Raw genomic sequence first — 15,020 nt, forward strand, 5'->3', positions numbered from 1 at the left:
GCCCCTCATGATCCCGCGCCGCGCGGCCGCGGTGCCGGTACGTCCACGGGATGGACGAGTGTCGAGACGACGCCCTGCGGGTGAACGGCCGGGTCGCCCTGCGGGTGAACGGCCGGGTCGGCGGCGTCGTCGGGGGACGGGCCCGCACCCACGGGGGACGGCCCACGGGCCCGCGCCGACGGGGTGGGAGGCCGGGCGCGCCCCCTCCCCCACGGCGCACCGCCGGCCGACGCGAGCACTGCCCGGTCGCAGCGCACCCGCACGCCGACACGACTCGGCCTCAGCGCACCGGCACGTCGGCGCGCCCCCTTCCAATACGCCGACGGAGGCGTCCGCGCGGGTAGCGTGCGGCACCGGTGCCCCGCCCCGTCACTCCCCCACCGGAAGGAGCGCCGATGCCCTCCCGACGCACCGTTCTCGCCGCCACCGCCGGCGTCACCGCCGCACTCGCCGTCGGCGGCCCCGCGCACGCGGACGAGCGCCGGCCGCGCGCCCTCCTCTCCCGTATGACGGTGGAGGAGAAGGTCGGCCAGGTCTTCGTCTCGCGGGTGCACGGCCACTCGGCGACCGCACCCGACGCGGCCGACGCCGACGCCAACCTCGCCGACTTCGGCGTCCGCACCGGGGCCGAGCTGCTCGCCCGCTACCGGCTCGGCGGCGTCATCTACTTCGCGTGGGCGCACAACACCCGTGCCCCGCGGCAGATCGCGGACCTCTCCGACGGGCTCCAGCGGGCCTCGCTGCGGCAGCCGCGCGGTCTGCCGGTGCTGATCTCCACCGACCAGGAGCACGGCGTGGTCTGCCGGGTGGGCCGGCCGGCCACGCTGTTCCCCGGCGCGATGGCGATCGGCGCGGGCGGCTCCCGCGACGACGCCCGCACCCTCGGCCGGATCGCGGGACGCGAACTGCGGGCGATGGGCGTCCGGCAGAACTACTCCCCCGTCGCCGACGTCAACGTCGACCCGGCCAACCCGGTGATCGGCGTCCGCTCCTTCGGCACCGACCCGGACGCGGTGGCCGCGCTGGTCGCGGCGGAGATCGAGGGCTACCGGGCAGCGGGGGTGGCGGCGACCGCCAAGCACTTCCCCGGGCACGGGGACACCGCCGTGGACAGCCACACCGGCTTCCCCGTCATCACCCACACCCGGCAGGAGTGGGGGGCGCTGGACGCGGCGCCGTTCCGGGCGGCGGTCGCGGCCGGCGTCGACTCCGTGATGACCGCGCACATCGTGGTGCCCTCGCTGGACGCCTCCGGCGACCCGGCCACCCTGTCCCGGCCCGTCGTCACCGGGCTGCTGCGCGAGGAGCTGGGCTACGACGGCGTCGTGGTCACCGACGCCCTGGACATGGCGGGCGTGCGCACGAAGTACGGCGACGACCGGGTGCCGGTGCTCGCCCTCAAGGCGGGCGTCGACCAGCTGCTCAACCCGCCCAGGCTGGACGTCGCCTGGAACGCCGTCCTTAGGGCCGTCCGGGACGGGGAGCTCACCGTGCGGCGGCTCGACGAGGCGGTGCTGCGCATCCTGAGGCTGAAGGAACGGCTGGGCCTGTTCGACGATCCGTACACCGCCCCGGACGCAGTCGCCCGGACCGTCGGCGCCCCGGAGCACCTCACGGCGGCCGACCTGCTCGCCGAGCGCACGACGACGCTTATCGTCAACGAGGGCGACGAGGGCGACGAGGGCCGCACGGGGGGCGTGCTCCCGCTGTCGCCCCGCACCCACCCCTCGCTGCTGGTCGTCGGCGCCGATCCCGCCTCGCCCACCGGCACCACGGGTCCGCCCACCGGCGTCCTGGCCGCCGCCCTCGCCGCACAGGGCTTCCGCACGACGACGCTGCCCACCGGCACGGACCCCTCCGCCGAGACGATCGCGCAGGCGGTCGCGGCGGCGGACGGCGTGGCCGCCGTGGTGGTCGCGACCTACAACGTCACGGCGGACAGCGCGCAGAAGACGCTGGTCGAGCGGTTGTCGGCGACCGGTCGGCCGGTGATCGCGGTGGCGGTCCGCAACCCCTACGACGTGGCACACCTGCCGTCCGTCACGGCGTGCCTGGCGACGTACTGCTGGACCGACGTCGAACTGCGGGCCGCCGCACGCGTCATCACCGGAACGGTCCGGCCACAGGGGAAGCTGCCCGCGCCCGTGCAGCGCGCGGACGACCCGGCGCGCGTGCTGTACCCGATCGGGCACGGCCTGACGTAGTCAACGACCCGGGACTAAAGTCCCGGGCTTGCACAGCGGGCGCCACTGGCTGTGGTGCTGCGTTTGCGTCCGGTCCCGCCCTCGGGTGTCGGGGGTGGGTCTGGGGCGGTTGACTGCGCCCCGCGTCGCCACAACTCTTCCGCGCGAGCGCGGATGTTGCGGGAGCCGTTGCGGTCTGCATGATCAACGAATCCGCAGGACCGGCACGCGAACCAGGCCTGCGAGACCCGGTTCGCTCTGTCGATGTGGCCGCATTCGGCGCAGGTGCGGGAGGTGTACGCCGGCTGTGGACGCCTGCGTCCGGCGTCCACGGCCTCGCTCCTCAGCTCCTCAGCTTCTCAGCTCCTCAGCTCCTCAGGGGTGCGCTCACGGGCGCAGTGCGGGCTCTCGTTCCACGTCGCGCACGTCCAGCTTCGCGTCGAACTTCGCGAGCGGCCTGGCCTGGGACACCGCCGGCGCCGGGACGCCCGCCCAGTCCAGGATGCGGGCCGTGGCCAGCGCTTTCTGGTCCGCGACCAGGCCGGCCACGTTCGCGCCGTGGTTCAGGCCGGGGGCGGTGAAGACGTAGCTGTCCTTCGCGCCCTTGCCGAGCCGGAACCGCTCCGAGCCCCACGGGTCGTTCTGGCCGTAGACGAAGAGCATGTGGCGGGCGTTGTGCCGCACCCACGTGTCGACGTCCCGCATCGCCCCCGGCTGGAACCGCATCGGGATGTCGCGGGGCACGAAGTTGCGCGGCGGCTGGTAGCCGTAGCGGATGTACCGCTTCTCGATGTGCGGGAAGCGGATGGTGGGGGCGCCGAGCTGGGTGCCCGCCTGGTAGTAGTACGGCGTGTACGTGGCGAGGCCCTGGTCGGCGTACGCGGAGAAGCCGGAGACGGCGTCGACCGAGCTCCAGATCTCGTCGTCGGTCGCGTTGGCCGCGTCCGCCGGGATCGACCCGCAGTCGGAGAGCAGGCTGTACTGCCAGAAGCCCCACACGTAGTCGAGGACGACGGCCTCGTAGGCGCGGTCCAGGCTGCCGACGGTGGTGAAGGTGTAGCCGTTCTCCGCCGCGTCCGCCGCGTACCTGCGCTCCAGGGGCTCCCGACGCACCAGCGCCTCGCGCTGGACGGCGTTCAGCCGGTCGCGGCACTCCTTGGTGCCGACGGAGGCGAAGAAGCGGTCGTAGGCCGAGTCCTCGTCGTTGACGACGTCGTTGGGGGCGACGTAGGCGACCACGCCGTCCATGTCCCGCGGGTAGAAGCGCTCGTAGTAGGTCGCCGTCATGCCGCCCTTGGAGCCGCCCGTGGAGATCCAGTTCTCCGGGTAGATCTTCTTCAGCGCGGCGAAGACGCGGTGCTGGTCGCTGGCGGCCTGCCAGACGTCCAGCTTGGACCAGTCGGCGGGGGCCGGACGGGACGGGGTGAAGTAGCGGTACTCCAGGGAGACCTGGTTGCCGTCCACGATCTGGGTGGGCTCGCGGCGGCCGGGGCTGGTGGAGACGTTGTAGCCGCCGGTGTAGAACACCGTCGGGCGGCTGACGTCCTTGTGCAGCACCGTGATGCGCTGCTGGAAGGTGCCCTTGGAGGGGTGCCGGTGGTCCACCGGCTGGGTGAAGTTCAGGACGAAGAAGCGATATCCCGGGTACGGCTTCTCTTCGATCAGGCTGATGCCCGGGACCGCGAGCAGCCGGTCCTTGATGTCGGTGGCCTCCGGCGTGGGGGCGGCGGTCGCCGCTCCCGCCGTGCTCAGCGTGCCTATGAGCACCGTGAGCGCGAGCAGCCATCTGAGCGCCTTGCGCATGCGCGTGCACCCTCCTTGTGAGACAGATGTGCGTCGCCGGAAGCTATCGGAGCAACACGAGTCACACCAGAGGGAGTTGACGCATCAGGACTGCGGCGGGGCCGGCGCGCGGATCAGCGGGGCGGCGAGCAGACCGAGGTCCGGCCGGCCGGCGCACGGGTCAGCACAGGAACCAGCCCGACCGGTACGAGCCGCTGCCCACCGCTGCCGTCACCCGCACGCGCCGGTGGCCGGCGTGCGTCTTGGCGACCGGTGAACTGCGTCTGTCCATGCGCGACTTGTGCACGGCGACCAGTCCGCGCGCCTGGATGCTCACCGAGACCAGCCGATTGACGCCGGGCCGCTTCTGGACGGTGACGGCGCAGACCACGCCGCCGTCCCGGTAGAGCAGCACGGAGCCGGTCGAGAAGGACAGGGTGCGCACCTTGCGGCCGGTGCAGGACGACCCGGCGGGGGCCGCCTGGGCGCTGCCCGGGACGGCGACCGCGAGCACCACGGCCGCGAGCAGCACGGCCAGCGCCGCGGTCATTCTTCTGACCGTCGTACTCGCCGTACTCGCCCTGCTTGCAGCGCTCCCCGCACTCGCCGCGCCTGTTGCGCTCCCCGTACTCGCCCTGCTCGCCCCGCTCGCCGTGCTCCGTGCGCGTTCCGCGCCTGTGCTCACGGTCCGGGCCCCCTCCCGTGTCCGCCGTGCGCGACAGCCGACCAGGTGCCGGGCCGGCCGTACGCGCGATCCCCGTACTGATGTACGGACGCCGGAGGTGTGCCGATGGTTGCACGACCGTCACCGGAACGCGCTCACCGGAACGCGCTGACCGGCTCCTCGGGCTCGGCCGCGCCGACGAAGGTCCGCCACAGCCGCGCGTAGCGTCCGTCCAGGGCGAGGAGCTCGTCGTGGGTGCCGTCCTCGACGACCCGGCCGTGGTCCATGACCACCACCCGGTCCGCGCGGGCGGCGGTGGTCAGCCGGTGGGCGACCACGAGCGTGGTGCGGCGGCCCGTCAGACGGTCGGTGGCCTGGTTGACCTGGGCCTCCGTCGCCAGGTCGAGGGCGGCCGTGGCCTCGTCGAGGAGCAGGACGTCCGGGTCGACGAGTTCGGCGCGGGCCAGCGCGATCAGCTGGCGCTGGCCGGCGGAGAGGTTGCGGCCGCGCTCGGCGACCTCGTGGAGGTAGCCGCCGTCGAGCGTGGCGATCATCTCGTGCGCGCCGACCGCCCGCGCCGCCGCCTCCACCTCGGCGTCGGAGGCGTCCGGCCGGCCGTAGGCGATCGCGTCGCGGACGGTGCCGGGGAACAGGTACGCCTCCTGCGGCACGACGCCCAGCCGGTGACGGTACGAGGTCAGGTCGAGGGAGCGCAGGTCCCGGCCGTCCACGGTGACCCGGCCGCCCGTCGGGTCGTAGAACCGGGCCACCAGCTTGACCAGGGTCGACTTGCCGGCGCCGGTCTCGCCGACGAACGCGACGGTCTGGCCGGCCGGGATGCGCAGGTCGATCCCGCTGAGGGCCTCCTCCTCCCTGCCGTAGCGGAAGCGGACGTCCTCGAAGGCGATCTCGCCGCTCAGCGAGCGCACCTCGTGCGGCCGGTCGGCGGACCGCGTGGACGTGGGCTCGCGGAGCAGTTCCTGGATGCGGCCCAGCGAGACGGTCGCCTGCTGGTAGCCGTCGAAGACCTGCGAGAGCTGCTGCACGGGGGCGAAGAACAGGTCGATGTAGAGCAGGTAGGCCACCAGCGCGCCAGTGGTGAGGGTCGCCGCGTCGATCCGTCCCGCGCCCGCGATCAGCACGGCCGCCGCCGCGACCGAGGACAGCAGCTGCACGAACGGGAAGTAGACCGAGATGAGCCACTGGCCCCGGATGCGCGCCTCGCGGTAGCTGTCGGAGCGCTCCGCGAACCGTGCCGCGCCGTCCCGCTCGCGGCGGAAGGCCTGCACGATCCGCAGCCCGGACACCGACTCCTGGAGGTCGGCGTTGACCGTCGACACCCGCTCGCGGGCCAGCTCGTACGCCTTCACGCTGGCCTTGCGGAAGAAGTAGGTGGCGATGATCAGCGGCGGTAGCGTCGCGAAGACGACCAGCGCCAGCTGCACGTCGATCACCAGCAGGGCGACCATGATGCCGAAGAAGGTGACGACGGAGACGAAGGCGGTGACCAGTCCGGTCTGCAGGAATGTGGACAGGGCGTCGACGTCCGTCGTCATCCTCGTCATGATCCGGCCGGTCAGCTCCCGCTCGTAGTAGTCGAGGCCGAGCCGCTGGAGCTGGGCGAAGATCTTCAGCCGGAGCGTGTAGAGGACGCGCTCGCCGGTGCGTCCCGTCATCCGGATCTCACCGGTCTGCGCGGCCCACTGCGCGCCCACCGCCAGCAGGGCGAGCAGAGAGGCCGCCCAGACGGCGCCCAGGGCCGCCTGTGACACGCCCTCGTCGATGCCGTGCCGGATCATCACCGGCAGCAGCAGGCCCATCCCGGCGTCGGTGGCGACCAGCGCGAGGCTGACGAGGAGCGGCGCGCCGAAGCCGTTCAGCAGCCTGCGCAGGCCGTACGACGCCTCCGGCCGGACCGCCTGCCGTTCGTCGACGTCGGGGGTGTCGGCGGCCGGGGGCAGCGCCTCGACCTGGGCGAGCAGCTCGGGGGTGGCGGGCGTGCCGGACAGCGCAGTGTCCTTCGGCTCGCGGTCGCCGGTCCACAGCCGGGGGGTGACCCCGCGCTCGGCGTCGAACTCGGCGTCCAGCTCGTCGCGGACGGAGGTGTCCTCGCCGGGGTCCGCGGGCTGGGCGTGGCCGGGCGAGACGCCGCCGAGCTCGTCGGGGTCGGTGAGCAGCCGGCGGTAGAGCGCGGAGCGTTCCTGCAGCTCCTCGTGGGTGCCGACGTCGGCGAGCCGACCGGCGTCGAGGACGGCGATGCGGTCGGCGAGGCCCAGGGTGGAGCGGCGGTGGGCGATCAGCAGCGTGGTGCGGCCCTGCATGACCTGCCCCAGCGCCTCGTGGATCTCGTGCTCGACGGCGGCGTCCACGGCGGAGGTGGCGTCGTCGAGGACCAGCAGGCGCGGGTCGGAGAGGATCGCGCGGGCGAGCGCGACGCGCTGGCGCTGGCCGCCGGAGAGGGTGAGGCCGTGCTCGCCGACCTTGGTGTCGTAGCCCGCGGGCAGCTCGGCGACGAACCGGTCGGCCTGGGCGGCGCGGGCGGCGGCCTCGATCTCCTCCTGGGTGGCGTCGGGGCGGCCGTAGGCGATGTTGGCGCGGATGGTGTCGGAGAAGAGGAAGGAGTCCTCGGGGACCAGGCCGATCGCGGCCCGCAGCGAGTCGAGGGTGAGCTCGCGCACGTCATGGCCGCCGATGAGGACCGCGCCCCGGGTGACGTCGTAGAAGCGGGGCAGCAGCAGCGAGACCGTGGATTTGCCGGAGCCGGAGGAGCCGACGACGGCGAGGGTCTCGCCGGGGCGGATCTCGAAGCTGAGGCCGTCGAGGACGGGACGCTCGGGGTCGTAGCCGAAGGAGACGTCGTCGAACTCGACGGTCGCCGGGGCGTCCGCGGGGAGCGCCTTGGCGCCGTCCTGCATCGACGGTTCGGTGTCGATGAGCTCCAGGACGCGCTCGGTGCCCGCGCGGGCCTGCTGGCCGACGGTGAGGACCACGGCCAGCATCCGGACCGGGCCGACGAGCTGGGCGAGGTAGGTGGAGAAGGCGACGAACGTGCCGAGGGTGATGTGGCCGCGCACGGCCAGCCAGCCGCCGAGCGCCAGCATCGCGACCTGGCCGAGGGCGGGCACGGCCTGCAGGGCGGGGGTGTAGGCGGCGTTCAGGCGGATCGTGCGCAGCCGCCCGGCGAAGAGCCGGCGGCCCACCTCGCGGAGCTTGCCGGTCTCCTGCTCCTCCTGCCCGAAGCCCTTCACCACGCGTACGCCGCTGACGGCGCCGTCGACCACGCCCGCCACGGCCGCCGCCTGGGCCTGTGCGTACCAGGTGGCGGGGTGGAGTTTGGTCCGGCTGCGCCCCGCGATGTACGCGAGGGCGGGCGCGACGGCGAGGGCGACCAGGGTGAGCGGGAGCGACAGCCACGCCATGATCACCAGGGAGATCAGGAAGAGCAGCAGGTTCCCGATGGTCATCGGGAGCATGAAGAGCAGGCCCTGGATCAGCTGGAGGTCGCTGGTCGCGCGGCCGACGACCTGGCCGGTGGACAGCTCGTCCTGGCGGCGGCCGTCGAGCCGGGTGATCGTCTCGAACATGTCGGTCCGCAGGTCGTGCTGGACGTCGAGGGCGAGACGGCCGCCGTAGTAGCGGCGGACGTAGGTGGAGGCGTAGACGAGGACGGCGGCGCCGAGGAGGGCGCCCGCCCAGGGGGCCATGTCACGGGAGTGGTCGCCGATGACGTCGTCGATGATCACCTTGGTGACCAGCGGGACCAGCGCCATGACGGCCATGCCGAGCAGCGAGGAGCCGAGGGCCAGGGCGAGGTCCGCAGGGTGGCGCCGGGCGTATCCCGCCAGCCGTCGTGCCCATCCCCGTTGCTCGCCCACGCCGGTGCCTCCGCTTCCTCGAATTCCTCGGACAGACCTGATCGCATCTGATCTACCGGAAGGCACCAACGTCCGGAGGTGCGGATTTCATCCCTCCGCGTGCCTGGCGCGTCCATCCTCTCCTCGGCCTCCCCTCGGCGCACGGGGCACGCCTGCGGAGACCACGAACGGTCACCGGCCCGTCACCGGGGCATTGCCGCGGTGACGGGCCGGTGCCCGACGGACGGGATCACGCACGCGGGCGCGCTCTCGCTCAGGAGGCGGCCAGGTCCTTGTGGACGACCTTGGCGACGCCCTGGATGGTTGCTATGCCGTAGTTCATGGTGCTGTTGCCGTGCGTGAGGACGGTCATCACGTAGTCGTGGCCGCCGCCCTTGAACGTGCCGACGCTGTGCACCCGCCAGCCCTGCGTGGCACGCGACAGCCAGCCGTTCTTGACGTGCCAGGACACGTTCGCGGGCCGGCCGTACGGGGTGCCCCAGCGCTGCGCCGAGACGACCTTGCCCATCAGGGTGGTGACGTAGGAGCGGGAGGCGTCGGTCAGCACCGTGTTGTGGGCGTGGATCAGTTTGAGCAGCTTCTGCTCGTCGGTGACGGTGATCTGGGTCAGTCCCCAGTAGTTGTTCGCGCCGGGCTTGGTCTGCGTCATCTTCGCGGCCGTCAGGAACTTCTTGATCTTCGTCACGCCGAGCTGCTTCCACAGGGTGGAGGTGGAGGCGTTGTCCGACTTGGTGATCATGGCGGTGGCGAGCGACTTCTCGCGGCTGGTCAGCGCGCGGCGGCTGTTCTGCGCGTCCCACAGCAGCGCGGACAGGACGGTCACCTTGACCACACTGGCCGAGTCGTAGGCGGTGGAGGCGCGCAGGGTGCAGGTGGTGTTCGTGGTGCGGTCGTAGAGACCGACGGCGATCGTGCCCTTGCGGCCCACCAGCGCGGCGGTGATGTCCTTCTTCAGCTTGGCGGCGAGAGCGGCCTTGCTGGACGTGCACGTGACGGTGGGCGTGGCGGCGGAGGCGGGCGCGGCGGTGGCCACGCCGGTGATGAGGACGGCGGCGCCGAGCGCCGTGGCGACCAGTCCCCTTCTGCGACTTGCGGTCCAGTGAGTCATGCGAGGTTGACCCACACACCTGACCGATAGTTGTACCCGTGTTCGAGCTACGGGAGTTCGTGACACGTTCGTCGCGAGGCGGAGACAAATCGCGCACCACGAGGGGGAGTTCGCGCCACGACGGAGGTGCTCTCACCGGTTTTCAGCCGCCCACAGCTGGTCCCGCAGCCGGTCCCACGGCCGGCCCCACAGCCGGTCCCCAGGTGGAGCACAGCCCTCGCTCATCGGCCGTGCGCATCGTGCAGTGGTGACATCTGCGACCGATCCCCTCCCCCGCCCGCCGGCGACTCCCGCGGGGTCCGCCCCCGGGTCCGCCGGGCCCCTCGCCGGAACCTCCGCCGGGTCCGCCCCCGTGTCCCCGGCGCCCCCTTCCCCTCCCCCGCCGGAGAAGGCGCCCCGCTGGTCGCTGCCCGCGCTGCTCGCGATCCTGGCCCTGGCGGGGGTGCTGTACGGCTGGAACCTGTCCGGCAACAGCCTCAACAGCTTCTACAGCGCCGCCGTCTACAGCGGCACGCAGAGCTGGAAGGCGTGGTTCTTCGGCTCGCTCGACGCCGGGAACTTCCTCACCGTCGACAAGCCGCCGTTCGCGCTCATGATCATGGGCCTGTCCTGCCGGGTTCTCGGCTTCGGCACCTGGCAGATGATGGTCCCGGAGATCGCGGCGGCGCTGGGCACGATCTGGATCCTGCACGCGTCCGTGAAGCGGGCGTTCGGGCATGTCGCGGCAGCTGTCGCGGCTCTGGTGCTGGCGCTGACGCCGATCACCGTCGCCATCAACCGCGACAACAACCCCGACACGATCCTCGTCCTGCTGATGGTGGCGGGCGCCGCGCTCGCCCTGCGCGCCACCCGTGACGACAGGCTGCTGCCGGTCATCGGCTCCGCGGTCTGCTTCGGCCTGGCCTTCAACACCAAGATGCTCCAGGGTTACATCGCCCTGCCCGCCGTCTTCGCCGTGTACCTGTACGCGTCGGGGCTCGGCTGGCGGAAGAAGGCCGTCAACCTGGCGCTGGCAGCCGTGGCGCTGGCCGTGTCGAGCTTCTGGTGGGCGACGGCGGTCTCTCTGGTGCCGGCCGACGACCGCCCCTACATCGGCGGTTCGACCGACGGCAGCGCCTGGGACCTGATCATGGGCTACAACGGCCTCGGCCGGGTCCTCGGCGGCGAGGGCAACGGCGGGGGCGGCGGAGGCGGGGGCGGCACCTTCGCCGGGACCGCGGGCGTCGGCCGGATGTTCAACGACGTCCTCGGCGGCCAGATCTCCTGGCTGATCCCGTTCGCGGGCGTGGCGCTCGTCGCCGGCCTGGTGCGGTGCGGCAAGGCCCCGCGCACCGACGCGACCCGTGCAGCGCTGGTGATGTGGGGCGGCTGGCTCGTGCTGCACTACCTGACCTTCGCGCTGGCCGAGGGCACCATGCACCCCTACTACACGACCGCGCTCGCCCCGGGCATCGCCGCGCTGTGCGGGGGCGGCGGCGTCCTGCTGTGGCGTGCCTTCCGGGGCGGCGACGCCCGCTGGTCGTGGGTGCTGCCGGCGGGACTCGCGGTCACCGGCGTCTGGGCGATCGTGCTGCTGCGGCGGGCCACCGGCTGGAACACCTGGCTCTGGCCGGCGGTGGGCGTGGTCATGGTCCTCGCGCTCGTGGGCCTGCTCGTCCTGCGGTCCGCGAACTCGGGTACGAGGTTCCGGCTGCTCGGCGTGTCCGTCGCGGCGGCGCTCGTGGCGGCCCTCGCGGGTCCGACGGCGTACGCGGCCTCGCCGGCCTTCGGCTCCTCCGGCGGCATGATGGGCGGCACCAACCCGACGGCGGGCCCCTCCACCGGCGGCGGCACGGGCGGTCCCGGCGGAGGCCGGGGCGGCTTCGGCGGGGGCGGCGGCAACAGCGGCGGCGGCCCCGGCGGCCAACCACCGGGAACGGGCGGCACCCAGCAGAACGGAACGCAACAGGGCGGCCAGGCCGGCGGGGAGGCCCCCGGCGGCGGCAACGGCCGGATCACGCCGGGCGGCGGCACCGGCGAACTCCCGCAGGGCGGCGACGCGAGCGGCGCACCGGGCGGGCAGGACGGCCCCGGCGGAGGCGGCGTGGGCGGAGGCGGCGGCATGGGCGGCGCCGACAGCGGGCTGGTCTCGTACCTGGAGAAGAACCAGGACGGCGCCACCTGGCTGATCGCGGTGTCCAACTCGCAGAGCGCGGGGCAGCTGATCCTCAGCACCGGCAAGCCCGTCATCTCGATGTTCGGCTTCACCGGCTCCGACAACGCGATGACGCTGACCCGGCTCAAGGAACTGGTGAAGAAGGGCGAGCTGCACTACATCCAGCTCGGCGGCGGTGGCGGTCCGGGCGGCGGCAACAACAGCCTGCTGGCCGAGATCACCACGTGGGTGCAGAAGAACGGCACGGCGGTGCAGGCGAGCGAGTACGGCGCGACGTCGACCTCCGAGGCCGGTTCCGAGGCCGACACATCCACCACGTCCACCGCATCCACCGTCTACCGGCTGGACGCCTCCGACGTGAGTTGAACTGAACCGAACTGACACGCACATCCCCGACGGCCTCCGACTCCCGGCTCGAGTCGGAGGCCGTTTACGCACGTCAACTCGCGTAGACAAAGGACAGTTTGCCGGTTCTCGTCATCTGAAAGACATGTCAGATTCATTGCCATGGCCGCATGTGCATGTCACTCTCCCGATTGCCGCCTTCAATCAACCCGCGTAGATCGGACACCCCACATGCTGGCGACACGCATACGCCGATGGAAGTCGGTGGCGCTTGCCACCACTGCCGTCCTGGTCGGCATCACCGCCCCCACGCTCACCGCGACCCCCGCCGCGGCGACCACGACGGCCTACGACTCGACGTACTACAAGAACGCGGTCGGCAAGACGGGCGCGAGCCTGAAGTCCTCCCTGCACACGATCATCAGCGCCAACGTCTCGAAGATCTCGTACTCCGCGGTCTGGAACGCCCTGAAGGTCACCGACCAGGACCCGAACAACAGCAGCAACGTGATCCTGCTGTACAGCGGCGTCTCACGGAGCAAGTCCCTCAACGGCGGGGACCTCGGCGACTGGAACCGCGAGCACACCTGGGCCAAGTCGCACGGCGACTTCGGCGAGGTGACCGGCCCCGGCACCGACCTGCACCACCTGCGCCCCGCGGACGTCCAGGTCAACAGCATCCGCGGCAACAAGGACTTCGACAACGGCGGCAGCACCGTCTCGGGCGGCGGCGGCAGCCTCACCGACTCCGACTCCTTCGAGCCGCGTGACGCCGACAAGGGCGACGTGGCCCGCATGATCCTCTACATGGCGGTCCGCTACGACGGCGGCGACGGCTTCGCCGACCTGGAGCCCAACGAGAAGGTCAACAACGGCAGCAACCCGTACATCGGCAAGCTCTCCGTGCTCAAGCAGTGGAACGACGAGGACCCGCCGAGCGCCTTCGAGGAGAAGCGCAACCAGACCATCTACGACACCTACCAGCACAACCGCAACCCGTTCATCGACCACCCGGAATGGGTCGAGGCGATCTGGTAGTCCGCCGCGGGGGCGGGCCGGGGCGTTCGGCGCGCCCTACTCCCCGCCCGCGCCGCGCGGAGCCCCGTACCAGCGCCACCGGGTGAGACGTGCGCGTCCCGGCAGCTCCCCCCGGCCGGTGGCCCACAGCAGAGTGGGCCACGGGTCGGTGTCCGCGGGGGCGTCGGGGAAGAGGCGGGCCAGCACCCGGCCACACAGACCGGCGTCCGGCTCCCACCGCACTCCCAGCCCCCCGGCGACGTCGTGCAGGTGCACCAGCGTCTCGACGACGCCCATGGCGGCGAAGCCCTCGGGGTCGGAGGCCCGAAGACGTGGTGCGAGCGGACCGTCGCCGGGGTCGTGCGCACCATCGCCGCCAGCATCGCCCCGCAGGCCTCCAGCACCTGTGCGAGGCCCGCCGCCCCGGCCGCCCGGTCGGCGAAGACGACGTTCGCGGGACCGGCGGGATTCCGACGGCTCCAGACGAACGGCACCTCGGCGTCCGACGACGGTTCCTCGGGCCCCAGTTGGGCGGCATAGGCGAAGAGATCGTCGGCGAGGTGCTCGACGGTCTCCCAGCAACTCCATTCCAGGGAACCGGCCCTGACGTCCCAGCCGGCCTCCCGCGCGCCCCGGATCACGTCCGTCGCCCGCCGCACGGCCTCCCGCACGTCGTCGGCGGTGACGGGACCGGGATCGGGACCGGTGGCGGACGAGGGGTTCGCATCAGGCATGGCGGGACCGTACCAACGATCAACATGTCCCGCCCGGCACGGGCCCACCCGGTCAGCAGTCCGCGTACCTTCTCGGCGGTCCGGTGGTGCTGATGCCGGGCGACGGCCTTCCCCGTCCGCACGGCCCCGCCATCCGCCCCCGACTCGACGGCCATCGGGATCACGCAGTGCCGTACGACGTTGAACAGGGCAGCCGGCCGCAGCACCACGCCGAGGAGCTTCTGCTGCTCCCCGAGCGGCGCGGGCGCGACCAGGTCGGCACCGTCCACAAGCAGCCCGGCGGTCCGCAACTCCCGCCGCAGCGTGCCTTCTCCATCCGGTTCGACACCGCGCCACGGGTGGAAGCGCTCGGGCTCGGAGGTGACGGCACCCAGGTCCGTCTCGCCGGTCGCGGCGACGAGCAGCTGCGGCGAGGGTAGCGGGTCAGACGCCGGGGTCCTCTTCCAGGACGGCGTCGGGGGCCTCGTCGTCGCGGGGCACAGGGATGCGTGCTCCCCTGCTCCGGGCGATGCGATGCACGTCGTGAAGTGATTCGGTCAATCGGGCCGCGAGGTAGCGGAGTTGGGGTGCGGTGGCCTTGCCGTCGCCCAGGAGATCGACGGCGTGACCGAGAAGGTCGTCGGCCATGCCGAGCTGCACGGCTTCGACGTCGTCGGCGAGGCGCGCGAGACGGCCGGTGCCGGAGTGGTCGGTGACGAGGTAGCAGGGCTTGCCGTCGAGGTTGGCCCAGGGGAGGAGACGGGGCCGGCTGACCGAGGGGACGGTCGCGTCGTGGCTGATGTAAATCATGCGGCGGCCACCTCGGCCCCCCGGCTGCGGCGCGAGCCGACATCGACACCGTGGATGCGTCGGGGCCCCACGTCGATGCCGTGCACGGCGAGCCACAGGGTCCGACGGCGAGCACGCTGCCGCCTGGCCTGCCCACGCTGCTCGTGGGCAAGGAGATAGGGGCGGACGAGCCGGGAGTCCTCGCCGCAGAGGGGGGTTGTGTGGGGGGAGGGGCGGTGGCAGGGTGCGACGGGCGAGGCAGGTACGGCGGCATGCAGTTCCCCTGCGCCGACGGAGAGCCGGTGCCGCCCGGAGGCGGGCCAGAGCAGCCGCAGCAGCGGCGCGATGAAGTGAGCGATATGGTGCAACACGTTCTCAACTCCAGAGTT

At 72.4% G+C, this 15,020-nt stretch carries 10 protein-coding genes and 2 pseudogenes; 4 read left to right on the plus strand and 8 right to left on the minus strand.

What is annotated here, in order from left to right; translation table 11 throughout:
- Positions 1-395: 395 nt before the first annotated feature.
- Entirely contained in the window at positions 396-2,204 is a 1,809-nt protein-coding gene (locus QA802_RS15815; protein ID WP_334522703.1) for a glycoside hydrolase family 3 protein, read from the plus strand.
- Between the two features lie 14 nt (positions 2,205-2,218).
- On the opposite strand, the pseudogene QA802_RS15820 reads toward QA802_RS15815, so the two are convergent.
- The 5 genes and pseudogenes from QA802_RS15820 to QA802_RS15840 all read right to left on the minus strand — a co-directional run.
- Positions 2,219-2,488: pseudogene (locus QA802_RS15820) on the minus strand (zinc ribbon domain-containing protein); the annotation flags it as partial.
- Between the two features lie 82 nt (positions 2,489-2,570).
- On the minus strand, positions 2,571-3,986 hold the full coding sequence (locus QA802_RS15825) for a S28 family serine protease (RefSeq protein WP_334522705.1): 1,416 nt from the start codon (positions 3,984-3,986) through the stop codon (positions 2,571-2,573).
- A 160-nt stretch (positions 3,987-4,146) separates the two neighbouring features.
- Positions 4,147-4,515, minus strand: a complete 369-nt coding sequence (locus QA802_RS15830; protein ID WP_334522707.1) for a hypothetical protein — start codon at positions 4,513-4,515, stop codon at positions 4,147-4,149.
- A 269-nt stretch (positions 4,516-4,784) separates the two neighbouring features.
- Positions 4,785-8,504 carry an ABC transporter ATP-binding protein gene (locus QA802_RS15835; RefSeq protein WP_334522709.1) on the minus strand — a complete coding sequence of 1,240 codons (3,720 nt, stop codon included), beginning with the start codon at positions 8,502-8,504 and terminating at the stop codon, positions 4,785-4,787.
- Positions 8,505-8,757: 253 nt separating this feature from the next.
- The gene (locus QA802_RS15840; RefSeq protein ID WP_334522711.1) at positions 8,758-9,612 is read right to left on the minus strand and encodes a serine hydrolase; all 855 of its coding nucleotides are present in this window, start codon (positions 9,610-9,612) and stop codon (positions 8,758-8,760) included.
- Positions 9,613-9,859: 247 nt separating this feature from the next.
- On the opposite strand from QA802_RS15840, the gene QA802_RS15845 reads away from it, so the two are divergent.
- Together QA802_RS15845 and QA802_RS15850 are read left to right on the plus strand one after the other, a co-directional pair.
- Complete coding sequence (locus QA802_RS15845; RefSeq protein ID WP_443042122.1) at positions 9,860-12,133, plus strand: mannosyltransferase YkcB-related protein; 2,274 nt, start codon at positions 9,860-9,862, stop codon at positions 12,131-12,133.
- Between the two features lie 210 nt (positions 12,134-12,343).
- On the plus strand, positions 12,344-13,150 hold the full coding sequence (locus QA802_RS15850; protein WP_334522716.1) for an endonuclease I family protein: 807 nt from the start codon (positions 12,344-12,346) through the stop codon (positions 13,148-13,150).
- Between the two features lie 36 nt (positions 13,151-13,186).
- Here the strand turns inward: QA802_RS15850 and QA802_RS15855 are convergent.
- Positions 13,187-13,863, minus strand: a pseudogene (locus QA802_RS15855) (DinB family protein).
- 167 nt (positions 13,864-14,030) lie between these two features.
- Between QA802_RS15855 and QA802_RS15860 the strand changes: the two are divergent.
- Positions 14,031-14,282, plus strand: a complete 252-nt coding sequence (locus QA802_RS15860) for a hypothetical protein (RefSeq protein WP_334522719.1) — start codon at positions 14,031-14,033, stop codon at positions 14,280-14,282.
- A gap of 4 nt (positions 14,283-14,286) precedes the next feature.
- On the opposite strand, the gene QA802_RS15865 is transcribed toward QA802_RS15860, so the two are convergent.
- Positions 14,287-14,652: a hypothetical protein gene (locus tag QA802_RS15865; RefSeq protein WP_334522722.1), complete on the minus strand. Its 366-nt coding sequence runs from the start codon at positions 14,650-14,652 to the stop codon at positions 14,287-14,289.
- Positions 14,649-15,002, minus strand: coding sequence for a hypothetical protein (locus tag QA802_RS15870; protein WP_334522725.1), 354 nt, complete (start codon positions 15,000-15,002; stop codon positions 14,649-14,651). The genes QA802_RS15865 and QA802_RS15870 overlap by 4 nt, the downstream gene beginning before the upstream one ends.
- Between the last annotated feature and the right edge of the window lie 18 nt (positions 15,003-15,020).

Source organism: Streptomyces sp. B21-105, from assembly GCF_036898465.1.
Classification (GTDB): domain Bacteria; phylum Actinomycetota; class Actinomycetes; order Streptomycetales; family Streptomycetaceae; genus Streptomyces.

What these genes read in the sequence shown, in the direction of transcription:
- QA802_RS15865 (WP_334522722.1), bottom strand. Translation starts at nt 14,652, where the DNA reads ATGATTTACATCAGCCACGACGCGACCGTCCCCTCGGTCAGCCGGCCC.
- QA802_RS15830 (WP_334522707.1), bottom strand. Translation starts at nt 4,515, where the DNA reads ATGACCGCGGCGCTGGCCGTGCTGCTCGCGGCCGTGGTGCTCGCGGTC.
- QA802_RS15840 (WP_334522711.1), bottom strand. Translation starts at nt 9,612, where the DNA reads ATGACTCACTGGACCGCAAGTCGCAGAAGGGGACTGGTCGCCACGGCG.
- QA802_RS15850 (WP_334522716.1), top strand. Translation starts at nt 12,344, where the DNA reads ATGCTGGCGACACGCATACGCCGATGGAAGTCGGTGGCGCTTGCCACC.
- QA802_RS15815 (WP_334522703.1), top strand. Translation starts at nt 396, where the DNA reads ATGCCCTCCCGACGCACCGTTCTCGCCGCCACCGCCGGCGTCACCGCC.
- QA802_RS15825 (WP_334522705.1), bottom strand. Translation starts at nt 3,986, where the DNA reads ATGCGCAAGGCGCTCAGATGGCTGCTCGCGCTCACGGTGCTCATAGGC.